At 60.7% G+C, this 22,988-nt stretch carries 25 protein-coding genes; 11 read left to right on the top strand and 14 right to left on the bottom strand.

Annotated elements, in window-relative coordinates; genetic code table 11:
- The first annotated feature begins 21 nt into the window (after window positions 1-21).
- Window positions 22-576, top strand: coding sequence for an ActR/PrrA/RegA family redox response regulator transcription factor (locus WEU32_RS01505; protein ID WP_312134530.1), 555 nt, complete (start codon window positions 22-24; stop codon window positions 574-576).
- 126 nt (window positions 577-702) lie between these two features.
- On the opposite strand, the gene mmcB is transcribed toward WEU32_RS01505, so the two are convergent.
- The 3 genes from mmcB to thpR are packed head-to-tail and all read right to left on the bottom strand — an operon-like array spanning window position 703 to window position 2,256.
- Window positions 703-1,152: a DNA repair putative endonuclease MmcB gene (gene mmcB, locus WEU32_RS01500; RefSeq protein WP_406852631.1), complete on the bottom strand. Its 450-nt coding sequence runs from the start codon at window positions 1,150-1,152 to the stop codon at window positions 703-705.
- A 4-nt stretch (window positions 1,153-1,156) separates the two neighbouring features.
- A complete protein-coding gene (locus WEU32_RS01495; RefSeq protein WP_406852630.1) occupies window positions 1,157-1,720 on the bottom strand; it encodes a GNAT family N-acetyltransferase in 564 nt (187 codons plus the stop codon).
- Entirely contained in the window at window positions 1,717-2,256 is a 540-nt protein-coding gene (gene thpR, locus WEU32_RS01490; protein ID WP_406852629.1) for an RNA 2',3'-cyclic phosphodiesterase, read from the bottom strand. Before thpR ends, WEU32_RS01495 begins: the two co-directional genes overlap by 4 nt.
- 124 nt (window positions 2,257-2,380) lie before the next feature.
- Between thpR and WEU32_RS01485 the strand changes: the two genes are divergently transcribed.
- Complete coding sequence (locus WEU32_RS01485) at window positions 2,381-3,130, top strand: Bax inhibitor-1/YccA family protein (RefSeq protein WP_312134526.1); 750 nt, start codon at window positions 2,381-2,383, stop codon at window positions 3,128-3,130.
- Between the two features lie 101 nt (window positions 3,131-3,231).
- Here the strand turns inward: WEU32_RS01485 and WEU32_RS01480 are convergent, their stop codons facing one another.
- The gene (locus WEU32_RS01480; protein ID WP_406853472.1) at window positions 3,232-3,561 is read right to left on the bottom strand and encodes a DUF2794 domain-containing protein; all 330 of its coding nucleotides are present in this window, start codon (window positions 3,559-3,561) and stop codon (window positions 3,232-3,234) included.
- A 129-nt stretch (window positions 3,562-3,690) separates the two neighbouring features.
- Between WEU32_RS01480 and WEU32_RS01475 the strand changes: the two genes are divergently transcribed.
- The 3 genes from WEU32_RS01475 (at window position 3,691) to WEU32_RS01465 (ending at window position 6,025) form a co-directional block, all read left to right on the top strand.
- A complete protein-coding gene (locus tag WEU32_RS01475; protein WP_312134522.1) occupies window positions 3,691-4,506 on the top strand; it encodes an enoyl-ACP reductase in 816 nt (271 codons plus the stop codon).
- Between the two features lie 71 nt (window positions 4,507-4,577).
- Window positions 4,578-5,747: a benzoate/H(+) symporter BenE family transporter gene (locus WEU32_RS01470; RefSeq protein ID WP_406852628.1), complete on the top strand. Its 1,170-nt coding sequence runs from the start codon at window positions 4,578-4,580 to the stop codon at window positions 5,745-5,747.
- Window positions 5,748-5,851: 104 nt separating this feature from the next.
- Complete coding sequence (locus WEU32_RS01465) at window positions 5,852-6,025, top strand: YegP family protein (RefSeq protein WP_181542543.1); 174 nt, start codon at window positions 5,852-5,854, stop codon at window positions 6,023-6,025.
- A 69-nt stretch (window positions 6,026-6,094) separates the two neighbouring features.
- Here WEU32_RS01465 and rimM read toward each other — a convergent pair whose 3' ends face one another.
- From rimM to WEU32_RS01440, 5 genes are all read right to left on the bottom strand, one after another.
- The gene (gene rimM, locus WEU32_RS01460) at window positions 6,095-6,622 is read right to left on the bottom strand and encodes a ribosome maturation factor RimM (RefSeq protein WP_312814986.1); all 528 of its coding nucleotides are present in this window, start codon (window positions 6,620-6,622) and stop codon (window positions 6,095-6,097) included.
- Between the two features lie 93 nt (window positions 6,623-6,715).
- On the bottom strand, window positions 6,716-7,168 hold the full coding sequence (gene rpsP, locus WEU32_RS01455; protein ID WP_312134516.1) for a 30S ribosomal protein S16: 453 nt from the start codon (window positions 7,166-7,168) through the stop codon (window positions 6,716-6,718).
- A gap of 29 nt (window positions 7,169-7,197) precedes the next feature.
- The gene (ffh, locus tag WEU32_RS01450; RefSeq protein ID WP_312814984.1) at window positions 7,198-8,718 is read right to left on the bottom strand and encodes a signal recognition particle protein; all 1,521 of its coding nucleotides are present in this window, start codon (window positions 8,716-8,718) and stop codon (window positions 7,198-7,200) included.
- Between the two features lie 303 nt (window positions 8,719-9,021).
- Window positions 9,022-9,987 (bottom strand): magnesium and cobalt transport protein CorA, encoded by a 966-nt coding sequence (locus WEU32_RS01445; protein WP_312814982.1) that lies wholly within the window; start codon window positions 9,985-9,987, stop codon window positions 9,022-9,024.
- Window positions 9,988-10,138: 151 nt separating this feature from the next.
- Window positions 10,139-12,310, bottom strand: coding sequence for a M3 family metallopeptidase (locus WEU32_RS01440; RefSeq protein WP_406852627.1), 2,172 nt, complete (start codon window positions 12,308-12,310; stop codon window positions 10,139-10,141).
- Window positions 12,311-12,427: 117 nt separating this feature from the next.
- On the opposite strand from WEU32_RS01440, the gene WEU32_RS01435 reads away from it, so the two are divergent.
- Window positions 12,428-13,291: a glutamate racemase gene (locus WEU32_RS01435; RefSeq protein ID WP_406852626.1), complete on the top strand. Its 864-nt coding sequence runs from the start codon at window positions 12,428-12,430 to the stop codon at window positions 13,289-13,291.
- Here the strand turns inward: WEU32_RS01435 and WEU32_RS01430 are convergent.
- On the bottom strand, window positions 13,288-13,788 hold the full coding sequence (locus tag WEU32_RS01430; protein ID WP_406852625.1) for an S-type pyocin family protein: 501 nt from the start codon (window positions 13,786-13,788) through the stop codon (window positions 13,288-13,290). The genes WEU32_RS01435 and WEU32_RS01430 overlap by 4 nt on opposite strands.
- A gap of 120 nt (window positions 13,789-13,908) precedes the next feature.
- On the opposite strand from WEU32_RS01430, the gene coaBC reads away from it, so the two are divergent.
- The 3 genes from coaBC to WEU32_RS01415 are packed head-to-tail and all read left to right on the top strand — an operon-like array spanning window position 13,909 to window position 16,056.
- The gene (coaBC, locus tag WEU32_RS01425; RefSeq protein WP_406852624.1) at window positions 13,909-15,159 is read left to right on the top strand and encodes a bifunctional phosphopantothenoylcysteine decarboxylase/phosphopantothenate--cysteine ligase CoaBC; all 1,251 of its coding nucleotides are present in this window, start codon (window positions 13,909-13,911) and stop codon (window positions 15,157-15,159) included.
- Window positions 15,159-15,608 carry a dUTP diphosphatase gene (gene dut / locus WEU32_RS01420; RefSeq protein WP_406852623.1) on the top strand — a complete coding sequence of 150 codons (450 nt, stop codon included), beginning with the start codon at window positions 15,159-15,161 and terminating at the stop codon, window positions 15,606-15,608. The genes coaBC and dut overlap by 1 nt, the downstream gene beginning before the upstream one ends.
- Window positions 15,609-15,648: 40 nt before the next feature.
- Window positions 15,649-16,056, top strand: coding sequence for a BLUF domain-containing protein (locus tag WEU32_RS01415; RefSeq protein ID WP_406852622.1), 408 nt, complete (start codon window positions 15,649-15,651; stop codon window positions 16,054-16,056).
- 9 nt (window positions 16,057-16,065) lie between these two features.
- Here WEU32_RS01415 and WEU32_RS01410 read toward each other — a convergent pair whose 3' ends face one another.
- The 4 genes from WEU32_RS01410 to dnaK all read right to left on the bottom strand — a co-directional run bounded on the left by WEU32_RS01410 (window position 16,066) and on the right by dnaK (window position 21,043).
- Complete coding sequence (locus WEU32_RS01410; RefSeq protein ID WP_406852621.1) at window positions 16,066-16,989, bottom strand: DMT family transporter; 924 nt, start codon at window positions 16,987-16,989, stop codon at window positions 16,066-16,068.
- Window positions 16,990-17,008: 19 nt separating this feature from the next.
- Window positions 17,009-17,758 (bottom strand): 4-hydroxy-tetrahydrodipicolinate reductase, encoded by a 750-nt coding sequence (gene dapB / locus WEU32_RS01405; RefSeq protein ID WP_312134500.1) that lies wholly within the window; start codon window positions 17,756-17,758, stop codon window positions 17,009-17,011.
- Entirely contained in the window at window positions 17,755-18,963 is a 1,209-nt protein-coding gene (dnaJ, locus tag WEU32_RS01400; protein ID WP_312134498.1) for a molecular chaperone DnaJ, read from the bottom strand. The genes dapB and dnaJ overlap by 4 nt, the downstream gene beginning before the upstream one ends.
- A 178-nt stretch (window positions 18,964-19,141) precedes the next feature.
- Complete coding sequence (gene dnaK, locus WEU32_RS01395; RefSeq protein WP_312134496.1) at window positions 19,142-21,043, bottom strand: molecular chaperone DnaK; 1,902 nt, start codon at window positions 21,041-21,043, stop codon at window positions 19,142-19,144.
- Between the two features lie 316 nt (window positions 21,044-21,359).
- Between dnaK and WEU32_RS01390 the strand changes: the two genes are divergently transcribed.
- Together WEU32_RS01390 and WEU32_RS01385 are read left to right on the top strand one after the other, a co-directional pair.
- Window positions 21,360-21,989 (top strand): alpha-ketoglutarate-dependent dioxygenase AlkB family protein, encoded by a 630-nt coding sequence (locus WEU32_RS01390; RefSeq protein ID WP_406852620.1) that lies wholly within the window; start codon window positions 21,360-21,362, stop codon window positions 21,987-21,989.
- Between the two features lie 55 nt (window positions 21,990-22,044).
- Window positions 22,045-22,944 (top strand): dienelactone hydrolase family protein, encoded by a 900-nt coding sequence (locus WEU32_RS01385; protein WP_406852619.1) that lies wholly within the window; start codon window positions 22,045-22,047, stop codon window positions 22,942-22,944.
- Window positions 22,945-22,988: the final 44 nt, after the last annotated feature.

The raw sequence follows: 22,988 nt of genomic DNA, 5'->3' as shown, positions 1-22,988 counted from the left end.
AAGGTTCAGGAGAACCCCTTAATGTCCGAACTCGAAACCCAGATTGCCAGCCTTGCCGACAAGAGCCTGTTATTGCTCGACGACGATCAGGCCCTGCGCACACGCCTTGGCCGTGCGCTGGAAGGGCGCGGATTCGAGGTCACATTAGCCGGTTCGCTCGCCGAGGCAATGGACGCCTTGCGCCAGAAGGTGCCTGCCTTTGCCGTATTGGATATGCGTCTGGAAGACGGCAACGGGCTCAAGATCGTCGAGACGATCCGCGACCGGCGCGAGGATGCGCGCATTGTCATGCTGACCGGTTACGGCGCGATTGCCACGGCAGTGGCCGCTGTAAAGGCCGGTGCCGTGGACTATCTGCAAAAGCCCGCCGATGCCGATGATGTGGTTAAGGCGCTGCTGTCTTCGGGTGAAGCGCCCGAGCCGCCGGAAAACCCGATGAGCGCCGACCGTGTACGCTGGGAACACATCCAGCGCGTGTTCGAACTGTGCGACCAGAATGTTTCGGAAACGGCGCGTCGTCTGGGTATGCACCGCAGAACCTTGCAGCGCATCTTGGCCAAGCGCGCTCCTCGCTGAGTTTGTTCGAGGCTTTGCCTCGAACGCCCTACCGCTATCGCCGCGGGCGATAGCTACTTGAGGGCTTTATCTTTGCCCTACCGCTATCACCACGGGCGATAGCTACTTGAGGGCAGGGACTCCATTTCAAGACTCGCTGCGCATCATCCTAAAAGCGCTTAGCCTGCCGAAACCAATCAGCATGGCTTTACGGCGGGCGGCGGCCAGCGGAGCGGGTATGGCCTCGCGGATGACGGCGCCGCCAAAGCCGTCCGCAACGATCAGACCGACATCATCGGGCAGGATGTCGGTCGGAAACTCCGGTGCAACGGCAAAATAGAAGGCATCGCAAAAGGGCGCGTATTCCTGCCATTTACGATCGACGCGATAGTCGTCGAGACCGGATTTGACCTCGACAATAATGATGTCGCCCTTTTTGCCCAGCGCCAGCACATCGGCCCTGCGGCTATTGGGCAGGCAGACCTCGGTCAGGGGCGCATAGCCCATATCGGCCACAAGGCGGGCGACACCCTTGGTGATCGCATGGGTGGTGTCGGGGCGGCTGAAAACCAGTTCGATGTTCAAGCTTTCAGTCATGGCCTTACCCGACCAGCCGTGCGCGATTGACCGACCATTCTGCGCGGCTCTGGCCCCAGATATCAACCGGCATGTCATCAAACGGTACCGGCATCGAGCGCGGTCCCTGATTATAGGAGCCGAGTTTTTCGGCCACCTTTTGCGAAGGTATATTGGCCGGATCAATGCAGTGGATGACCTCGGGCCAGTGCAGAACGTCAAACGCATAGTCCATACAGGCGATGGAGGCCTCGACGGCATAGCCCTTGCCGTGGGCATCGGGGTGCAGGCTCCAGCCCACCTCGCGGCCCGGCCAGTCATAGGGGTGTAGTGGCCCGATCCGGCCCTGCCACAGACCGGTTGATTTCTCGATCACCGAGAACATGCCCTCGCCATGCAGCGCCCACATACCGGCCACCGAGGCCATGGTGCGCCAGACCTGATGTTTGGACTGGACGCAGCCGATGAAACGGGTGGCTTCCGGATCGGCCAGAAGCTCGCACCAGCGCGGGAAGTCTTCCAGCGTCGGCGGGCGCAGGATCAGGCGGTCGGTTTCAATTGTGGGGCCAAGGATCACCGCAACACTCAAAGGTAATACTCCCTCTCCAGCGTATAGACGCTGCCGCTATCGGTCAGGATGCTGGAATAGAGGCCAAATGTCTCGAACCGGATCGGCGGCGAATGCAGCATATTGTGGCCGGTCATCCATGCGCCCACACGATCAGGGTCCACATGGGGTTTCAGATAGGCCAGCGTCACATGCGGGCGGTAGTCGCGCCGTTCGGGCGGCAGACCTGCGCGATCCCCCGCCGTCTTGCAGCGGGCGGCCAGCTGGTTCAGCGGCTCCGAAGCTTTGACGCCGGCCCACAGGGTTTGACTGCGATGATTGTCGCCAAAGGCACCGACGCCCGACAATTCAAGCTCAAACGCTCCGCGTCCCTCGGCCTTGACCAGTTCGGAGACCAGATCGTCGGCCTGTCGCTCATTGGCCTCGCCATAGAAGGCCAGCGTGATGTGAAGCTGGTCCAGCGGCCGCCATTTCGCCCCCGGCAGACCGGATTGGCGGCGGGCAAGCGTTTCGGCAATATGTTCGGGCACATGAAGCGCGGTGAATAATCTGAGCATGCGACCGTTGGTAGCGGCTGGAACGACCGGTTGAAAGTCGGGTTTTTCTTGCATTGGACCCGGTCCGACACGATATTTCACTCAAGGTCGGCATAATCCGGCCATTTAGGAGACGAGTTTCGCGATGAGCGACTTCAACAACGGCTATGCGCGCCCGATCCCTCAGTCGGCGGACATGTCCGTCGACGCCGGTCTGCGCAGCTTCATGCTGGGCGTTTACAACAAGCTGGCCATTGGTCTGGCGGTTGCAGGTGCCCTCGCCTATGTCACCGGCAATGTCGAGCCGGTGCAACAACTGCTGTTTGCCCGCACTGCGGACGGCCGTATCGGCCTGACCCTGCTGGGCATGATCGTACAGTTCTCGCCGCTGGTCATGCTGTTCGGCTCGATGTTCTTCATGAAGAACCCGACCGCACGTGGTGTGAACATCCTTTACTGGGCTGTGGTCGCCACCATCGGCGCGGGTCTGGGCGTTCTGTTCCTGACCTATACGGGTGGTTCGCTGGCCTCGACCTTCTTTGTCACGGCCGCCGCCTTTGCCGGCCTTAGCCTTGTTGGTTACACGACCAAGAAGGACCTGACAGGTATGGGCACCTTCCTGATCATGGGTGTGATCGGCCTGATCCTTGCCACCCTGGTCAATGCCTTCTTCGTCAAGTCGGGCATGTTCGGTCTGGTGATTTCGGGTCTGGGCGTGCTGATCTTTGCGGGTCTGATTGCCTATGACACCCAGCGCCTGAAGATGACCTATTATGCTCTGGGCGGTGACAAGCAAGCCATGGGCGTGGCCACCGGTTTTGGTGCGCTGAGCCTGTTCATCAACTTCATCAACCTGTTCCAGTTCCTGCTCGCCTTCATGGGCCAGCGTGAATAGTAGGTCTTTTTAGTTGCGCTATGGCGGCGACGCGGTCGCCGCCAACTTGAGCGCGCTGAGGCCTGATTTCGAAAAGCCCCTGCCATCCGGCGGGGGCTTTTTTATTCCACCACCGTGAACCGTCGAGCGTCGAACACCTTAAGTACCTGAGTCAGTTCGCGCCCCCGTTTCAGTATCACCCCGCCCTCGCCCATAACCGCATACTGCCCCTGTTTCAGGCGCAAGGATGGGCGCTTCTCGACGCGATAGGCCGGTGCATCGCCATAACGGCGAAAGACGGCAAACTCGGCCACATCCTTAAGCCCTGCCATGGCATAGTCACGCCATTCACCCTGTGCGACCATCCGGCCATAGACCCGTAGCAACAGGTCCAGTTCGCGGCGCTCCCAGAAGACAGGGCCGGCCAGCGGCGTTTCCGGTGTCATATCCATGCTCATAGAAACCAGATTACGCCGACATATCCGCTTGAACAGCCCCGCAAGGTTTCCCTAGCGTCTTGTCAGTCTGGACGGCGAGGTCCAAAAGGCAGATCAAGAGATTTGATTTCGAGGAGAAAATCCATGGCTGACGGCTGGGACATGCCCACGGGCGAGCTGATGAAGGGCAAAAAAGGCCTGATCATGGGCGTTGCCAACTCCAACTCCATTGCCTGGGGTATTGCTTCGCAACTGGCAGCCCAAGGCGCAGAGCTGGCCTTTACCTATCTGGGTGAAAGCTTGGAGCGCCGCGTGCGCCCGCTGGCCGAAAGCGTCGGTGCCAAGGCCATCATCCCGTGCGACGTGTCCGACGACGCGTCGATGGACGCTGCTTTTGCCGAGCTGGAAAAGACCTTCGGCACCATCGATTTCGTGGTGCACTCGGTGGCCTTCGCCAACAAGAACGAACTGCAAGGCTCGTTCGTGGACAACACCACCCGTGACAGCTTCCTGCTGGCCATGAACATCTCGGTGTTCAGCTTCGTGGACGTGGCCAAGCGTTCGGCCAAGCTGATGCCAAACGGTGGCTCGATGATCACCCTGACCTATCTGGGTTCGGAACGTGTGATCCCGAATTACAACACCATGGGTGTGGCCAAGGCTGGCCTTGAAGCCGCCACCCGCTATATCGCGCGTGACCTTGGCCCGAAGAACATCCGCGTCAACGCCATCTCGGCGGGGGCCATGCGCACCCTGTCGCTGGCCGGTATCTCGGGCGGCCGTGGTCTGCACTCCAAGTCGGCCCAGTTCTCGCTGATCAAGGAAGAGACCTCGATGGAGGGCGTTGCAGGTGCCGCCCTGTGGCTGACCTCGGATCTGGGTCGCTCGACTACCGGTGAAGTGGTTCACGTCGATGCCGGTTTCCACGCTGTGGGTCTGCCGGACGATATGGAAGTCTAAGATTTTTCCATTCTATCAAGGGGAAGCGGCCCGTTCGCTTCCCCTTTTTGTTTGCCTGATGCGGACCGATCATGCGTGTTTCCCTGCCCCCTCCTGCCAGTTTTTCTGCGGCCCTTGTGGCCACCGTGATCGGCTTTGGCGGCACGGTGGCCCTGATTGTTCAGGCTGGCCAAGCCTTGGGGGCCAGTCCCACGCTGATCATGTCGATGGTCACCGCCCTATGCCTCGGCATCGGGGCCAGCGGGGCCTTCCTCAGCTGGCGGTTCAAGATGCCGGTCGTGCTGGCATGGTCGACACCGGGAGCGGCCCTATTGGCCGCCTCGGTGTTCAATATGGGCTGGGGCAGTGCGGTCGGAGCCTTTGTTCTAGCGGGCCTTCTGATGGTGCTGACCGGCCTTGTGCCGGCTCTGGGGCGACTGGCCGAGCGTATTCCGGCAGCGGTAGCTTCGGCCATGCTAGCCGGGGTGCTGCTGCCCTTCTGTATGAAGTTGTTTCTCGCCTTCGGGGCGGACCTGTGGCTGGCAGCCGGTCTTCTGGTCGTGTTTCTGGTGATGCGCCGCCTTTATCCGGTCTGGGCCCTGCCCGCCGTTCTGGTGGCTGCGTTTGCGGTTCTGGCCCTGCGCCAGCAGGTGTCCCTACCCGATGGCACCGGCCTGTTCGGCAACCTGAGTGCAACCCTACCCGTGTTTGACTGGAAGGCCGCCATCAGTCTGGCCCTGCCGCTCTATCTGGTGACACTGGCCTCGCAGAACCTGCCCGGTCTCATGGTCCTGCGTGCTGCAGGCTATAATCCACCGGCCTCCAAGCTGATTTTCTGGGGCGGTCTGACCTCGACCCTGCTCGCCCCGTTCGGGGCTCATGGCGTCAATCTGGCCGCTATTACTGCCGCTATCTGTACCGAACCCGATGCCCATCCCGATCCCGCCCAGCGCTGGAAGGTCGGCCTTATCTATGGACTGTATTATCTGGTCGTGGCCGCCTTTGCCGCGCCTCTGGCGGGCCTGTTCATCACCATGCCGACACAGGCTCTGGCCATCATCACCGGCCTGGCCTTGATTGCACCCCTGACAGGAGCCGTCACCGCCATGATGCACACGCCCGACACCCGCGAAGCTGCCATACTCAGTTCTGCAGCCACGGCATCGGGTATGGCCCTATTCGGCATTGGTTCGGCCTTCTGGGGACTGGTGGTCGGTTTTGCCGCACTGGCGGCCAAGCGCTGGCTGCACACCAAGGCGTGATAATCTCCTGACGCGGTTTTACATTTTGCGGTCTTTTACCGATCAGCGCTCCGTGGCAGCTTGACCGAAGGTCGACAGGCGGCCGCAGCTTTCACGAGGCAATTATGGCTCACAAGTTCGAAGTTTATCAGGACAAGGCCGGCGAGTTCCGCGTCCGTTTCAAATATAACTCCGAGATCATTTTCTCGACCGAAGGCTATTCGGATAAGTCGGGTGCCAAGCGCGCCATCGAGTCGATCAAGAAATATGTCGGTGACGCTCCGATCGAAGAAGCCTAAATCCGCTTCCAATACAAAAAAGGGGACGCATCCGGTGGATGTGTCCCCTTTTTAAATTTCCGCGAGGTTTTAGTCCTCGTCGCGCTCGCTGACCTCTGTGGGGCGGATAATCCGCAGCCAGCCTTCCGAGGGTTTGATCTCGGGTGTCGCCGCCTTGGTGAAGGGCAGATACCAGGTCGGACCACCTTCGGCCGGTGCGATTTCCAGCATGTCGTCGGCACCGAAGTTTTGCACCGCCTTTACCTTGCCGATCACCTTGTCCTCCGCATCACGGCCTTCCAGACCGATCAGATCGGTCAGGTAGAACTCGTCCTCGTCCGCTTCGGGTAACTGGTCGCGATGGATATACAGTTTGCGACCACGGGCGGCATCGGCCTCCTCCTTGGTCGTCAGCTCCTTGACCTTGGCCACCAGACCATTCTTGTCGGGACGCGCCGACAGGATGGTCAGCACCGGCTTGCCCTTGGCATCCAGCAAGGGCGAATAGGCCTTTAGGGACTGGGCATCGGCGGTATAGGCGGTGATCTTCACCTCGCCCTTCACCCCGAATGCACCACCGATCTGGGCCACCAGAATATAGTTGTCGTCGCCGCTCAAGACGGGCTCCTTATCAAACCTGGCCCCTCATAGCAGAAAAGCAGCGCCCTTGCGGACGCTGCTTTCCTCAAACACAGCAGGGCTGTGAAAGACTTAGGCTTCCGAAGCTTCTTCAGCAGCCGGAGCTTCTTCGGCAGCCGGAGCAGCCGCAGCGGCTTCAGCTTCAGCCTTGGCAGCCGCTTCGGCTTCCAGACGGTCCGCTTCGCGCTGGGCGCGCTCGGCCAGACGCTCTTGAGCCTTCTTGCCCGGGGTACCCTTGTTCGGGTTGTTGCCTTGAACCCACTTGACCTTCTGGCCCAGCACTTCGTCTTGCGACAGGAAGCGAGCGACACGGTCGGTCGGCTGAGCACCCTTACCCAGCCACTCGTTGATGCGCTCGACCTTCAGGGTCACGCGCGGGGTTTCGCTGTTTTTCGGCAGCATCGGGTTGTACGAGCCAACCTTCTCGAGGAACTTACCATCGCGCGGGGCGCGGGCGTCGGCGACGACGATGTGGTAGTAAGGACGCTTCTTGGAGCCACCACGGGCCAGACGGATCTTCAGCATTTTAGTCTCTTTCTAGGAAAGCTTGATCGTTATTTTTTCGGGAAGCCCGGTAGACCTGGAAGGCCCCCGGGAAGTTGTCCGCCGCCCAGAGCCGACATACGGTCCTGAAGGGCTTTCAATTCGTCGCCGCTCGGCTCGGCCATCTTGCCGCCACCCAGCGATTTCAGTCGGGCCATGTCGGGGCCGCCGCCGCCCATGCCGGGCAGACCGCCCATCATGGCCGCCATTTTTTGCAGGTTCTTGCCGCCGCCCTTGGACAGCGACTTGACCATGTCAGACATCTGACGGTGCTGTTTCAGCAGACGGTTGATGTCCTGAACGTCGACACCGGCACCGGCTGCGATACGCTTCTTGCGGCTGGCATTCAGCAGGTCGGGCTTTTTGCGCTCCTGCTTGGTCATCGAGGAGATGACGGCCAACTGGCGGTCGATCAGCTTGTCCGAGACATTGTTGTCGGCCATCTGGTTCTTCAGCTTGGCCACGCCCGGCAGAAGACCCATAATGCCCTGAAGACCGCCCATCTTCTTCATCTGGTTCAGCTGGCCGGCGAGATCGTCCAGATCGAACTGGCCCTTGGCCAGCTTGCGGGCCATCTTCTCGGCCTTGGCCTGGTCGAGTTCACCCGCGGCCTTTTCGACCAGCGCAACAATGTCGCCCTGACCGAGGATACGGCCCGCGACACGGCGGGCGTCAAAGACGTCCAGTTGGTCGACTTTTTCGCCCGCACCGAGATATTTGATCGGCAGGCCGGTCACGGCGCGCATGGACAGCATGGCACCGCCACGACCGTCACCATCGGCGCGGGTCAGGATCAGACCCGTCAACGGCAGACGCTCGTTAAAGGCGGTGGCCGTGCGCACCGCATCCTGACCGGTCAGGCTGTCGGCGACGAGAATGGTTTCGACAGGCTTGGCGATGTCGGCCACTTCGGCGACTTCGTTCATCAGGCCTTCGTCGAGGGTGATACGACCGGCAGTATCGAGGATCAGGACATCAAAGCCCTGAAGTTTGGCCGATTGCAGCGCACGACGGGTGATCTGGACGGCGCTCTCACCGGCCACGATGGGCAGGGTGGCAACCTCGATCTGCTGGCCCAGTGTAGCCAGTTGTTCCATAGCGGCCGGACGACGGGTGTCCAGCGACGCCATCATCACCTTTTTGCGGTCGAACTTGGTCAGACGCAGGGCCAGTTTGGCCGAGGTGGTGGTCTTACCCGAGCCTTGCAGACCGGCCATCAGGATGACCGCAGGCGGGGTGGCATTGATGTTCAGCGGGACCGGCTCTTCGCCACCCAGCATTTCGACCAGACCGTCATAGACGATCTTGATAACCTGGTCGGCGGGTTTGACCGAACGAATGACTTCCTCGCCCGTCGCCTGTTCCTTGGCGCGGCTGATGAAGTCCTTGACGACCGGCAGAGCGACGTCGGCTTCGAGCAGGGCCACGCGAACTTCGCGCAGGGCCTCTTCGACATCTTTAGCCGACAGCGCGCCACGACCGGTGATCCGGTCAAATACGCCTGTCAGCCGCTCGTTCAGAGCATCAAACATTCAAAACCTCAAATCCGTGGCGGGCATGAAGATCGGCTCCATACGACAACGACCTCTGTGGACGTAACACGTCGACAGAGGGTTCTCGCCTACCTCGTTCTTTCCTTTTTTGGGCTACCGCCTATCGCCGACTTGAGCCCGTTATACGGGACAGCGGCTAGGGCGGTAACACGGTCAGGAAAGCTGACGTGTAGGTGGAGACGCGAGGTTCACTTGCGCCGGAAGAGGGCGCTTATGCCCTATCTGCAAGCCAATGTCGAATCCCTGTGGATGGAAAAACGACACCGGATACGCGGGCGGTTCTCACAGCCAGCGCGAACGTTTGAACAGGGCATACAGGCCACTACAGATGACCAGCATCAGAGCCAAGGCGAACGGATAGCCTAGAAGCCATTCCAGCTCGGGCATGTGGACGAAATTCATCCCGTAGATACCGGCAATGGCGGTGGGTGTAGCGAGGATCGCGGCCCATGCGGCCAGCTTGCGGGTGATAATGCCTTGGCGCTGTTGTTCCAGCAGGCTGGAAACTTCGAAGACCGAAGAGACAATATCGCGCAGGCCCGCCGCGCGGCTAGCGACGCGGCGCACATGGTCGGCCACATCACGGAAATAGGGTCGCACGTCCTTGTCGATGGCCGGAAGTTCCAGCGCGTGCAACTTGTTGGCCACATCCTCCATCGGCCCCAACAGACGGCTGAAGCGCAACAACTGACGACGCAGGTGGAAGAGACGGGTAATGTCGGCGCGCGACAGGAAGCGGTCCAGCGCCACCTGCTCCATCTCCAGCACACTGTCCTCGATACCGTCGATGATCGGCATATAGGCATCGACGATGAAATCCAGCACGCCGTGCACGATCAGGTCGGGACCGTGTTTCAGCTGCGCAGGCGAAGCCTCCAGCTGTGTCCGTAACGGGGTATGCCCCCGCGCCGAGCCGTGGCGGATGGTGATGACATGGTCGGCACCGACAAACAGGTGTGTCTCGCCATAGAGTATCTGGTCCCCCTTCCCTTCAGCGGTACGGGTGACGATGAACAACTCGCTGCCGTATACTTCCAGCTTGGGTATCTGATGTGCCTGAAGCGCATCCTCGACCGCCAGCGGGTGCAGACCGAAGCGCTCGACAAGAGCCGAGAATTCCTCGTCTGTCGGCTCGTAGAGGCCGATCCAGAGAAACTCTCCTCTGGCCAGTGTCAGGCCCTCACGCGTTAGCGAGGCTTCGCGGACCCGTTTGCCCTCTCGGTACACATAGGCAGCAACAACGCTCACAAGCCCCTCCTCCGGTCACCCCGGCTACGTTCGCTGTCCTGCATACGACACCCTCATGAAAACAGAAACGGCTGGCGGAAAATCCGCCAGCCGCTGGACCGGAAGCCGCGAGGCCCCGTTCGCTTTTCTGTTCCGGCCTTAGTTGGTCGGCCTAGTTGGTCGGGAAACCGCGCACCTTCAGAAGGGCCGCCACGTCCGGGTTACGGCCACGGAAGCGACGATAGGCTTCGGCGCGGTCCGTGGTGTTGCCTTCGGCCAGGATGATGGCCTTGTAGCGGGCACCGATGTCCGGATTGAACACGTCGCCGGACTCTTCGAAATAGGCCCAGGTGTCGGCGTCCATCACTTCCGACCACAGGTAGGAGTAATAGCCCGCCGAATAGGCGTCCGAGGTGAACAGGTGGTTGAACTGCGGCAGACGGTGACGCATCACGATCTCCTTGGGCATGCCGTAGCGGGCCAAGGAGTCACGCTCGAAGGCGTCGATATCGGTCGGCGGGGTGGTCTGAGTGTGCAGGTCCATATCTACCAGTGCCGACGACAGGTAGGACACCGTCGTATAGCCTTGGTTGAAGGTTGCCGCGGCCTCGACCTTGGCCACCAGTTCCTGCGGCATGGGCTGGCCGGTTTCGACGTGCTTGAGGAAGCGGTCGATGATCGGACGGGTCAGCACCCAGTGCTCGTGAACCTGCGACGGATATTCCACATAATCGCGCGGCGTACCGGCCAGAGCCGGATACTTAACCTGCGACGACAGCGAGTGCAGGGCATGGCCGAACTCGTGGAACAGGGTCTCGGCATCGTCCAGCGAGATCAGCAGGGCACCGTTCGGGGCCTTGATGAAGTTGTTGTTGTTCGAGGCCAGCACGTTCTTCACGCCGTCATACGACGAATAGGAGCGGTAGGTCGTCGCCCATGCGCCCGAACGCTTGCCCGAACGGGCGAAGTCGTCCGAATAGAACAGACCCACGTGCGAGCCGTCCGACTTGTTCTTCACCTCGAACACTTCGACGTCCGGATGGAAGACCGGCACCGAACCATCGGTAATCTTGTGGAAGGTGAAGCCGTACAGGCGCTCGGCCATGTAGAAGGCACCCTGCTTCACATTGTCCAGTACGAGGTAGTTCTTCAGTTCGTTCTGGTCGAGGTCGTACTTGGCCTTACGGACCTTCTCGGCATAGTACAGATAGTCCCACGGCTCGATGTCGTGACCAGCGATCGCCTTCATGTCGGCGACCTCTTCAGCCACGCGGGCCTTGGCCGGAGCCCAGACGCGGTTCATCAGTTCCATAGCCGCCGCAGGGGTCTTGGCCATGGTGTCCTGCATGCGCCATTCGGCGTGGTTCACAAAGCCCAGCAGCTTGGCGCGTTGCTGACGCAGGGCGACGATCTCGGCGATGGTCGCATTGGTATCGTTGGCGTCACCATTGTCGCCACGGTTGACGAAGGCGCGCCAGACGATCTCGCGCATGGCGCGGTTGTCACCAAACGCCAGGAAGGGATCGACGCTGGAACGGGTATTGGTGATGGCCCAACCCGTCAGGTTGCGAGCCTTGGCCGCAGCCGCAGCCGCAGCCTTATCCCCCGCCGACAAGCCAGCCACCATGGCTTCACCGGTGACGTGGATGTAGGTCTTTTCGTCCTCGACGACCTTCTGGCCGAAGGTGGTGAAGGCATTGGACAGGGCGGTGTTGATACGGCCCAGTTCGGCCTTGCCCGCAGCGTCAAGAGCCGCGCCGTTACGTACGAAGGCATCGCGCGAACGTTCGGCGATACGGGTCTGCTCAGCACTCAGGCCAGCCGAAGCTGCGGTATCGGCCACATGTTTGATGCGGGCGAACAGCTTTTCATTGAAGGTCGTCTCGTCGCTGGCGGCCGATAGCAGCGGCGACATTTCACGCTCCAGCGTGCGGAAATCGTCCGAACCGATGTTCGAGGTCATCACACCGAACAGCGCCATGGCGCGGCCCAGCGGCTCACCGGCCATCTGCATGGCGACCGAGGTGTTGGCAAAGGTCGCCGGCTCGGGATTGTTGGCAATAGCGTTGATCTCGGCGCGACGCAGGTCGATGGCCTCGAGGATGGCCTCACGCAGCTTGGGCGCAGTGACCTTGTCCCACGGCGGAACGCCTTCATACGGACCGGTCCAGACCTGAAGCAGCTCGGCCTTCGGGGCCGTCGTCGGCAGAACAGCGCGCGCAATCGCGGCTTCGTTCGCTGTGGTCACGGTGTTCATCGCCCCACCCAGATCAGCACCCGTGGCGGCGCAGCCGCTCAGTGCAAACAGGCTTGCGCCCCCGATAAGAAGATGGCGTCTATGCATCCGGTCACTCCCAACCTGATAAATCCGTCACCAATGTTGCGCACAACTATGGCGTTTCCAGCCTTGGTGTAATGCGAAGTGATGGACGGCGAAACCCTTGAGGTCTAAAGGCCGCATATGGCGATAGGCGTTTTTGACTCCGGCGTGGGCGGTTTGACCGTTCACCGTGAACTTGTTTCGCGCTTTCCAGAGCGTGATTTCATCTATCTGGGCGATCAGGCCCACGCCCCCTATGGCGGGCGCGATGGCGAGGAAATCGTCGACCTGACACGCGCGGGTTGCGAAACCCTGTTCCGTGCGGGGGCCTCGGTTGTGGTACTGGCGTGCAATACCGCCTCGGCCATTGCCCTGCGCCGTCTGCAACAGACATGGATTCCGGCTTTTTCCAAGGAAATGGGCCGCCCCCTGAATGTGCTGGGCATTATTGTACCGACCATCGAGGCGGCGACCGGCCTGCCCTGGTCCTATGAGGCCGAGCGCGACGGGCGACTGGAAGGCGAGAAGAAAGAATCCATCGACATCACCGGCGTGTTCTGCACCGCCGCCACGGCCATGAGCCGCGTCTATGAAATCGAGATCGACAAGCGCCGCGAGGACTTGGCGGTGTTTACCGAGGCCTGTCCGGGTCTGGCGGGCTTGATCGAACTAGGCGCACCCGAGGACGAGCTGCGTGTCGTGGTACGCGATCACGTCGATGCCCTGCGTCGCCGGATCGGACGCCATCCGGACAAGGCGATTCTGGGTTGCACCCATTATGAAATCGTCGCCGACCTGTTTGCCGAGGCCCTGCCCGAAGGTGTTCAGGTCATCAGCCAGCCCAAGGCCGTGGCCGATGCGCTGGAGCGTTATTTCGAGCGCCATCCCGAATACGAGCTGGGCCATAGCGGCCGTCGCGACTTCCTGACCACCGGACAGCCCGGCCCGCAATCGGACCTGATCGCCCGCTTCTGGGGCGCGCCGCTAAGCTTCAGCGCCGCCTAGTTGCCAAAGCTGGAGGCCGCCGATTTCTGGTGCGCCCAGTAGTCGGCACCGCTGGACGGCTTGAACATGGTTCGCACCACACCACGCTTGTCGACGACAGCGAAGGTGTTGGTGCGCGCTTGATAGATCAGTACATCGCCATTGGGGCGCGAGACTTTTTCAGCGTCGGACGGAGGACGACTGGTAAAGGCCTTGGCCTTGGCCAGATAGTCTTCGGCGCTGTCGGCCTCAAAATCGGCCCCGTTGCGCTGGAACAGGCGCACGGCCTTGGCGTCGGCCGTCTCGCGCCGGTTCGCAGTCAGTACGCCCGTGGCTTTTACGTCAGGCACTGCGCCTGTGGTCACCAGCGGAGCGATATCCTGTGACGGGACGGCACCCGCCGGCATCTCGGCCACAGGCTGCACGCGATCACGCGTTTGCACAGCTGATCCGCCATTATCACATGCCGCCAAAAAGGCTCCGGCAACCGCCAAGACGGCCAGTACCCGCTTTTTCATTCCCGCCCACCACAGAAAATAACAACGGTATTCAAGTAAGCGCACATTGGAATATATGGCAACGCTCGGGATGGATGCATGCGTCTCGACGTCGTCACCATTGACAGATAAACCTGCGTCATGAGCCAGACCTCCCTTATCGGCCCCTCCCTGTCCGGTCGCCGGATCCTGTTGATTATCGGCGGCGGTATTGCAGCCTATAAATCGCTGGAACTGATCCGGTTGATTACCAAGTCGGGCGGCGAGGTGATGACCGTGCTGACCCGTGCGGGCGCAGAGTTCGTCACCCCCATGACGCTGGCCGCGCTCAGCGGGCACCCGGTGCGCCAAGACCTGTTCATGCCCGAAGACGAAACCGCCATGGGCCATATCGAGCTGTCGCGCTGGGCCGATCTGGTGGTTGTGGCACCCGCCACGGCAGGGCTGATCGCCAAGGCGGCTAATGGCATGGCAGACGATCTGGCATCGACCACGCTTTTGGCGACCGACAAAAAAACCCTGTGGGCCCCGGCCATGAATGTGCGGATGTGGGAGCATCCTGCGGTTCAGGCCAATGTCGAAACCCTGAAAGCATTTTCGGGTTTCCAGCGCGGGGCTTTTGTCGGTCCCGACGAGGGCGTTATGGCGTGCGGCGAGTTCGGCCTTGGCCGCATGGCCGAACCCGAAGCGATTCTGGCCGCCATTATTGCCGAACTGGACCCTGCCGCGCGCCCGCTGTCGGGACGCAAGGTCGTGATTACCGCAGGGCCGACCTTCGAGGCTATTGATCCGGTGCGTGGCCTGACCAACCGCTCCAGCGGCAAACAGGGCTATGCCATTGCCGAGGTTATGGCTGAACTGGGGGCCGAGGTGACACTGGTGTCCGGTCCGGTGTTTCTGGATGCGCCCGCAGGCGTGCGCCGTATCAATGTCGAGGCCGCCACGGAAATGCAGGCCGCCGTCGAGGCCGAAATGGCCGCGCATCCAATCGATGTCGCCATTATGAGTGCCGCTGTGGCCGACTGGCGCGTTGATAATGTTGCCACCGGCAAGATCAAGAAGGCGCCGGGCGGGGCCCCTGCACTGCATCTGATCGAAAACCCCGACATTCTGGCTGCTGTGTCCAAATCCGGTCCGCGGCGACCGAAACTGGTGATCGGTTTTGCCGCCGAAACCTCGGACCTTGAGACCAATGCGCGCGCCAAGTTGTCACGCAAGGGCTGTGACTGGATTGTCGGCAATGATGTCAGTCAGGACGTTTTCGGCTCTGACGCCAATGCCGTGACCCTGTTTACACGCGACAGTGCCGAAACCTGGGAGCGTCAGTCCAAGTCCGACATCGCGCGCCGTCTCGCCCATCATATCACCGACCATTTCAAGGCCCATCCGTAATGACCTCCTTGCGTATCCTGCCCCTGCCCCACGCCGAAGGTCTGGCCATGCCGGCCTATGAAACTGCCGGTTCGGCAGGCATGGACCTAAGGGCTGCGATTGGCGAGGGCGAGGTCATGACCCTTGAACCCGGCGCACGCGCCCTCGTGCCGACGGGTCTGAAGATCGCGCTGGAGCCCGGTTTCGAGGCGCAGGTGCGTCCGCGTTCGGGGCTGGCCCTCAAGCACGGCATCACGACACTCAACTCGCCAGGCACTATCGACAGTGATTATCGCGGGGAACTGGGTGTGATCCTGATCAACCATGGCCAGCTGGCTTTCGAGATCAAACGCGGGGAACGCATCGCCCAGATGGTCATCGCCCGCCACGAGCAGGCTGTCATTTCTGTCGTAACAACACTTGACGAGACCGAGCGTGGCGAGGGAGGGTTCGGTTCAACCGGTCGCTAAGCCACCGCTTACCCCGACCAGTCATTGAAAGGACAGGGCCATGAACACCCTGGACTGCCTGATCTATATTAGTCGTACCACGCTGGCACCGGTCGAAAACCGCAGACAGTTGGACGACATTGTCGAGGTGTCAGCCTATCGAAATGCCGAAGCCGGTATTACGGGCATACTGACGCTGCAAAACGGTTATTTTATCCAACTCTTGGAAGGGGCACCCTCAGCACTGGATCTGCTGATGCTGCATCTACATTTCGACAAACGCCACAAGGACATCCATATTGTGGCGCGAGAAACGATCGCCCGCAAAGATATTACCGGCTGGTCGATGATCGGTCCCGCCCCTTCTGTTCCGCCGCATCCCCTTATAGACGCCATGCTGGCCCGCCCTCCCTCTTCGGTCCGGCCATGGCGCGAAGCGCTGATCGAGATGGCTGGCGTTCCAGCCTGACCGGCAGGACTAGACGCTGGACGTGGGCGCAGGGGGCGTAATCTCGCGACGCAATACCCTTTCGCGCCACGCTGTATAAAGGCCGCTGGCTGCGATCAGGGCCGCACCGCACAAGGTTGCAAAGGTGGGGATGTCGCTCATCATCGCCCAACCCAGTACCAGAGCCCCGACCATCTGCAGGTAGTCCAGCGGAGCCAGTACCGATACCGGCGCATGTTGCAGTGACATCGTCATGAAAAGTTGTGCCACGCCCCCTGCCAGGCCCCCCATGGCCAGAATAGCAAAGACTTTCAGCGTGTGGTCGTGACTGTCGAACAGCGAATAGATACCTCCGGCCAACGCACAGGCAACAAAGAACCAGAAGACGATTGATGTTGCTGTTTCCGTCTTGCCCAGTTGACGCAAGGTGACGGTGACCGAGGCGGCAATGAAGGCCCCGCCCAGAGCAAACAGCAGCCCGCCCAGAGGCGGAGCGCCCTCTACTCCCGGTCGCATCACCACCACCACGCCTAAAAAGCCCAGAGCGATCGCGGCCCAGCGGTGATGTCCGACCTTTTCATTAAGAAAGACGATCGACAACAGGGTGGCAAAGATCGGCGCGGTAAAACCGATAGTGATCGCGTCCGCCAGCGTCAGATGGCGCAGGCCCTCGAAGATCATGAAAATGCCCGAGACACCCAAGGCACAGCGCCAAACATGGACCATAGGGCGCTTGGTCTTGATGGCTTCAAGACCGATCCCCTTGCTCATGATCCAGAAAATAACCACGGGCAGACCGAACAGGGAGCGGTAGAACACCATCTCGCCTGCGGACACAGCTTCCAGATCAGCCGCCCATTTCATGGAGGCGGTCATCAATGAAAAGCTGAGAGCGGAACACACTCTCAGCATCATGCCGTAACTTGTGCCCTGCTGGCGGGTCTGGAGGTTCATAATCTGGGCTTAGGCCGGATCAGGCCTGACGGAAACCCAGAACATCCTGCATGTCGTAAAGACCGGCGGGACGCGAACGTACCCACGCTGCGGCGGCGACAGCGCCCTTGGCAAACAGGCTGCGGTCTATGGCCGAATGCGACAGGGTCAGAACTTCGTCATCGGAGGCGAACATCACAGAATGCTCACCAATAATGCCGCCGCCACGAATGACGGAGAAACCGATATTGCCAGCTTCGCGAGGCTCCTGAACGCCGTCATAGGGTTTGGTGCGGACATCATCCAGATCCACGCGACGCCCTTCGGCAGCTGCTTCACCCAGCATCAGGGCGGTGCCTGACGGGCTGTCCACCTTGCGACGGTGATGGGCCTCGGTGATCTCGATATCCCAATCCTTCGCATCCAGACGCTGGGCCGCATTGCGGACCAGACCGATCAGCATGTTTACGCCCAGCGAGAAATTGCCGCTCTTGACGATGGCGATCTTCTCGGCAGCCTTGTCGATCTCGGCCTGTTGTTCGTCGCTCAGGCCGGTTGAACCGATCACCAGTGCCGGACCACCGGCTTCGGCACAGGCCTTGGCCAAGGCGACCGAAGCCTCGGGCGTCGAGAAGTCGATAATGACGTCGCAAAGTTGCAGATCGACCGTGTCGCCACGATCAAAACGCGCCGCCACCACAACGTCCGAGCGCGCATCCAGAACATTGGAAACCGCGCGGCCCATGCGACCGCGATAGCCGGAAATACCGGCGTGAAAAATTTCAGTCACGCCGCGTCTTCTTTCGAACTGTCCGTGTCGCCGCCCATCATATCGGCCCAGAAGCGTTTGGCCTTGCCCGCAAAACTGGTGTTGCGGGGGGTTTGTTTCTCGCCAAGGGAATCGGCCAATTCTTGCAGCAATTCCTTCTGGCGCGCCGTCAGATCGGTCGGGGTTTCCACAAACAGTTCCACCACCAGATCACCACGGGTGCGACCATTCAGGTGCGGCATACCCTTGCCTTTGATACGGACCGTCTTGCCGGTCTGCGATCCGGCAGGCACGTCTACGGACTGCTTGCAGGCACCGTCACAGGAGGTCGAGACAAGGCACGGGGCCTCGATCGTGCCACCCAGAGCGGCCACGGTCATCGGCACCGGCACTGTGACCAGCAAATCAAGATTGTCGCGCTCGAAAAGCTCGTGGTTCTGGACCGAAATAAAGACGTAAAGGTCGCCGCGCGGACCCCCGCGCTGACCGGCCTCGCCCTCGCCCGTCAGGCGGATACGCGAGCCGTCATCAACACCGGCGGGTACTTTCAGCGACAGACGGCGGGTCTTGCGGACCTGTCCCTGACCACGGCATTCAGGGCAAGGATCGGCGATCATCTCGCCCGAACCGCCGCAACGCGGACAGGTGCGCTCGACCTGGAAGAAACCATTGGCCTGACGCACGCGACCGGCACCGCCACAGGTGGAGCAGATGGTCGGCTTGCTGCCTGCCTTGGCACCGGAACCGTCGCACGGCTCACAGGTCATATTGGTGGGGATGGAAATCTCGACCTCGGTGCCCTGATAGGCCTGTTCGAGGGTGATCTCCATGTCATAGCGTAGGTCCGAGCCACGGCGCGGGCCATGGTTGGCGCGGCCCCCGCCGCGTCCGCCAAAGGCATCGCCGAACGCATCGCCAAAGACCTGGCTGAAAATGTCGTTGATGTCGTGGAAGCCCTGACCGCCGCCCTGACCGAACGGGTTGCCGCCACCGGCACCGCCATTCACGCCCGCATGGCCGAAACGGTCATAGGCGGCGCGCTTGTCGTCGTCAGACAGCACCGAATAGGCTTCGGAAATTTCCTTGAACATGGCGACGGACTCCTCGGAGCCGCCGTTACGGTCGGGGTGATGCTGCATCGCCAGCTTGCGGTAAGCGCTTTTAAGGCCGCCCGCATCGATCGTGCGCTCTACACCCAGAATCTCGTAATAGTCACGTTGCGCCATGAGGCTTTCGCTCTCTCAACCTTTTCCCGCCGCATCGAGAGTTTCTATATCTGAAACCTTAACAACGCGGATGCTCCCTACCCAGATTGGCAGTCGGAGCGTGTGATGCAAGTCCTATGAAATGGCCCCGCCTGCCGTCAGGCAAACGGGGCCGCTTCACACGTTAGAAGCCCGCAGATCAGGCCTTCTTGTCGGCGTCGTCCGAGTCTACTTCCTCGAACTCGGCATCGACCACGCCGTCATCTGCCGGTTGTTCGGCAGCGCCAGCGTCGCCCTGTTGCGAGGCATACATGGCCTCGCCCAGCTTCATCGAAGCCTGAGCCAGAGCATTGGTCTTTTCGCGGATGGCTTCCGGATCGGTGCCTTCCTTGGCCGACTTCAGCTCGTCCAGAGCGGTCTGGATAGCGGTCTTGGTAGCGTCATCCACCTTGTCGCCATGCTCGGCCAGGGCCTTCTCGGTCGAGTGGACCAGAGCGTCAGCCGAGTTGACGGCTTCGACCAGTTCCTTGCGGGCCTTGTCGGCCGCGGCATTGGCTTCGGCTTCCTTGACCATCTGCTCGATGTCGGCATCCGACAGACCGCCATTGGCCTGGATGCGGATCGAGTGCTCCTTGTTGGTCGCCTTGTCCTTGGCCGTGACATGCACAATGCCGTTGGCGTCGATGTCGAAGGCGACTTCGATCTGCGGCATGCCGCGCGGTGCGGGCGGGATACCCATCAGGTCGAACTGGCCAAGGATCTTATTGTCCGAAGCCATCGGGCGCTCGCCCTGGAACACGCGGATGGTCACAGCCGACTGGTTGTCTTCGGCGGTCGAGAAGACCTGAGCCTTCTTGGTCGGGATGGTGGTGTTACGCTCGATCAGCGGGGTGAACACGCCGCCCAGCGTCTCGATACCCAGCGTCAGCGGGGTCACGTCCAGCAGCAGCACGTCCTTGACGTCACCTTGCAGAACGCCAGCCTGAACGGCAGCACCCAGAGCCACAACCTCGTCAGGGTTCACACCCTTGTGCGGTTCCTTGCCGAAGTATTTCTTCACCGCTTCCTGCACGGCAGGCATGCGGGTCATACCACCGACTAGAACGACTTCGTCGATATCCGAAGCCTTCAGGCCGGCATCGGCCAGAGCCTTTTTGCACGGCTCGATGGTGCGGGCGACCAGATCTTCGACCAGAGCTTCCAGCTTGGCACGCGACAGCTTGATGTTCAGGTGCAGCGGGCCCGAAGCGTTCATGGTGATGAACGGCAGGTTGACCTCGTACTGGGTGGTCGAGGACAGTTCCTTCTTGGCCTTTTCGGCCTCTTCCTTCAGGCGCTGCAGGGCCAGCTTGTCGCCACGCAGGTCGACGCCCTGTTCCTTCTTGAACTCGTCGGCGAGGTAATCGACCAGACGCATGTCAAAGTCTTCACCGCCGAGGAAGGTGTCGCCATTGGTCGACTTCACTTCAAAGACGCCGTCACCGATCTCGAGGATCGACACGTCGAAGGTACCACCGCCGAGGTCGTAAACGGCGATCTTCTGACCGTCGTTCTTGTCCAGACCATAGGCCAGAGCAGCCGCAGTCGGCTCGTTGATGATGCGCAGGACTTCAAGACCGGCAACCTTGCCGGCATCCTTGGTGGCCTGACGCTGCGCGTCGTTGAAATAGGCCGGAACGGTGATAACGGCCTGGGTGACTGTTTCACCCAGATAAGCCTCTGCGGCTTCCTTCATCTTGGTGAGGGTGTAGGCCGAAATCTGTTGCGGCGAGTAGTCCTTGCCGTGGGCCTTCACCCAGGCATCGCCATTGGGGCCCTTGGTAATCTCGAAGGGCACCATGTCCTTGTCTTTAGCAACCACCGGATCTGCGAAGGTGCGGCCGATCAGGCGCTTGATCGCAAAGAAGGTGTTTGCCGGGTTGGTGACAGCCTGACGCTTGGCGGGTTGACCCACCAGAACTTCGCCGCTGTCCTGAATCGCGACCACCGACGGGGTGGTACGAGCGCCTTCAGCGTTTTCGATAACCTTGGGATTGCTGCCGTCCATGACGGCGACGCACGAGTTGGTGGTACCGAGGTCGATGCCGATAATCTTGGCCATGGCCTTGTCTTAAACTCCTTGCGGCGGGCGATGCGGCGGCCTTGAGAAAGCGCCGCGCTTGACCGCCCCCAGTTGGGCTAGAGACGCCGCTCCGGCAAGACCGGATTGGCGGGTGATTGGGTCAGGGCACATCCTGTAACAGCTCAGAAAACCGATACCGTCACGGGAAGCACCCCTGTCGTGTTCGGATATGGGAAAGTCCCTAGCCGCTGCAAGGGCTTGTTGCACACAGATTGCGATTTATGTGGCTTGTCACGCGTGCCGGACCTTTACGCCCCGCCGCGCATACGCCGCCAATGCGCGTTATAAGCCTTGTATGGCTGATTTTTCCTCCCCGCCTGCACCTGTGCCGACCGGTTTGGACGGGTTCTTACTGTGGCCGGGTTTTTTAGATTTAGATCAGCAAAAACAAATTGTTGATCATGTACGTGACGCTGTACGGCTTGCCCCCCTTTATCGACCCGTGACGCCGGGAGGGCGGGCCTTCTCGGTCAGGATGAGCAATTGGGGGCCTTTGGGCTGGGTTTCGGACAAAAGCGGCTACCGCTATCAAAAGACCCATCCGCTTACGCACGCGCCGTGGCCGCCATTGCCCGAAATTCTACTGGATATCTGGCGGGCGACGGCAAACTATGCGCGCCAGCCGGATGCCTGCTTGATCAATTTTTACGATGCCGACGCCCGAATGGGCCTGCATCAAGACAAGGACGAGGCGGATTTTTCAGCGCCCGTGGTTTCCATCTCGCTAGGAGACAGCGCCATCTTCCGCCTGGCTCCTGCCGAAGGCGGACCCAGCCACACCGTCAAACTGTCTTCGGGGGATGTCTGTGTGCTGGCAGGGCATGCACGGCTGGCCCGTCACGGGGTGGATCGTATTATCAGCGGCACATCGCAGCTGTTGCCGCATGGCGGACGGATCAATCTGACGATGCGGGTCGCGCAATAGGATTTGCCGTGTCCTGTAGTTCGTGTTCACTCTCGAATTACAGGGAGGATAATGCATGACCATCATCACCGGTCCCGAGGGTTTAAACCTCGACCAGATCCGGCCCAGCCGCCGCAGTCTAGGTCTATTGGCCGCCGCAGGGGCCAGTTTTGCTGCCTATGCCCCCGCCGCATTGGGACAGGAGGCCCATCCTGTCCATACCTCGTCCGATGGCTTGGTGACCTCGGAGGTCTCTTATCCGGCGGCAGACGGATTTGCGCTTCCCGCCTATGTGGCACGTCCGGTTGGCGATGGTCCCTATCCTGTTGTCATTGTGGTGTCGGAGATTTTCGGCATTCACGAATATATCCGCGACACCTGCCGCAGACTGGCCCATGCCGGTTATGTGGCGATTGCACCCGCTTTTTTCGTGCGGGCGGGCGATCCTGCCCCACTGGCAGACATACAGTCTGTCATGGCCATTGTCGCACAGGCCCGGTACGAACAGGTCATGGGTGATATTCAGGCCAGTCTGGACTGGTGGGGTTCCCAATACTTTGCCGATAAGGGCCGTATCGGCATTACCGGCTTTTGCTGGGGCGGCAAGGTGGTGTGGCAGGCCTGTGCCCGCTTTTCTCAAATCAAGGCCGGTGTGGCCTGGTATGGTCGGCTCAGCCCCGCCGCCAATGCGACCGAGGAACAAAAGATTGCGGGTCAACCCTGGCCAATCGATCTGGTCGGCGAATTGAAAGCCCCCGTCATCGGCCTCTATGGCAATCAGGACAGCGGTATTCCCAATGATACGGTTGCGGCCATGAATACGGCTCTGGGCGAGGCAGGCCAGACCCACAGCCACATCACCCTGTTTGAAGGGGCCCCGCACGGTTTTCATGCCGATTATCGCCCCATGTATCGCAAACAGGCCGCCGAAGCGGGCCAGCAAATGATGTTCGACCACTTCAAGCGCTGGCTTTAGATCAATAAAAAGGCCCGCCATCCTTGAGGACAGCGGGCCTTTTG

It is taken from the genome of Brevundimonas sp. BH3 (genome assembly GCF_045345115.1).
Classification (GTDB): Bacteria; Pseudomonadota; Alphaproteobacteria; order Caulobacterales; family Caulobacteraceae; genus Brevundimonas.
Note: the sequence above shows the minus strand (reverse complement) of the source record. Positions and strands in the feature narration are given on the sequence as shown.

Bases quoted from the DNA above. Each gene is read 5' to 3' on its own strand.
- WEU32_RS01465 (WP_181542543.1), top strand. From the start codon at position 5,852: ATGGCTCACAAGTTCGAAGTTTATCAGGACAAGGCCGGCGAGTTCCGC.
- ffh (WP_312814984.1), bottom strand. From the start codon at position 8,718: ATGTTTGATGCTCTGAACGAGCGGCTGACAGGCGTATTTGACCGGATC.
- WEU32_RS01440 (WP_406852627.1), bottom strand. From the start codon at position 12,310: ATGCATAGACGCCATCTTCTTATCGGGGGCGCAAGCCTGTTTGCACTG.
- thpR (WP_406852629.1), bottom strand. From the start codon at position 2,256: ATGCTCAGATTATTCACCGCGCTTCATGTGCCCGAACATATTGCCGAA.
- WEU32_RS01435 (WP_406852626.1), top strand. From the start codon at position 12,428: ATGGCGATAGGCGTTTTTGACTCCGGCGTGGGCGGTTTGACCGTTCAC.
- WEU32_RS01475 (WP_312134522.1), top strand. From the start codon at position 3,691: ATGGCTGACGGCTGGGACATGCCCACGGGCGAGCTGATGAAGGGCAAA.
- rpsP (WP_312134516.1), bottom strand. From the start codon at position 7,168: ATGCTGAAGATCCGTCTGGCCCGTGGTGGCTCCAAGAAGCGTCCTTAC.
- WEU32_RS01485 (WP_312134526.1), top strand. From the start codon at position 2,381: ATGAGCGACTTCAACAACGGCTATGCGCGCCCGATCCCTCAGTCGGCG.
- WEU32_RS01385 (WP_406852619.1), top strand. From the start codon at position 22,045: ATGACCATCATCACCGGTCCCGAGGGTTTAAACCTCGACCAGATCCGG.
- WEU32_RS01480 (WP_406853472.1), bottom strand. From the start codon at position 3,561: ATGGATATGACACCGGAAACGCCGCTGGCCGGCCCTGTCTTCTGGGAG.
- WEU32_RS01390 (WP_406852620.1), top strand. From the start codon at position 21,360: ATGGCTGATTTTTCCTCCCCGCCTGCACCTGTGCCGACCGGTTTGGAC.
- WEU32_RS01430 (WP_406852625.1), bottom strand. From the start codon at position 13,788: ATGAAAAAGCGGGTACTGGCCGTCTTGGCGGTTGCCGGAGCCTTTTTG.
- WEU32_RS01505 (WP_312134530.1), top strand. From the start codon at position 22: ATGTCCGAACTCGAAACCCAGATTGCCAGCCTTGCCGACAAGAGCCTG.
- mmcB (WP_406852631.1), bottom strand. From the start codon at position 1,152: ATGACTGAAAGCTTGAACATCGAACTGGTTTTCAGCCGCCCCGACACC.
- WEU32_RS01470 (WP_406852628.1), top strand. From the start codon at position 4,578: ATGCGTGTTTCCCTGCCCCCTCCTGCCAGTTTTTCTGCGGCCCTTGTG.
- dut (WP_406852623.1), top strand. From the start codon at position 15,159: ATGACCTCCTTGCGTATCCTGCCCCTGCCCCACGCCGAAGGTCTGGCC.
- coaBC (WP_406852624.1), top strand. From the start codon at position 13,909: ATGAGCCAGACCTCCCTTATCGGCCCCTCCCTGTCCGGTCGCCGGATC.
- dnaK (WP_312134496.1), bottom strand. From the start codon at position 21,043: ATGGCCAAGATTATCGGCATCGACCTCGGTACCACCAACTCGTGCGTC.
- WEU32_RS01410 (WP_406852621.1), bottom strand. From the start codon at position 16,989: ATGAACCTCCAGACCCGCCAGCAGGGCACAAGTTACGGCATGATGCTG.
- dnaJ (WP_312134498.1), bottom strand. From the start codon at position 18,963: ATGGCGCAACGTGACTATTACGAGATTCTGGGTGTAGAGCGCACGATC.
- WEU32_RS01415 (WP_406852622.1), top strand. From the start codon at position 15,649: ATGAACACCCTGGACTGCCTGATCTATATTAGTCGTACCACGCTGGCA.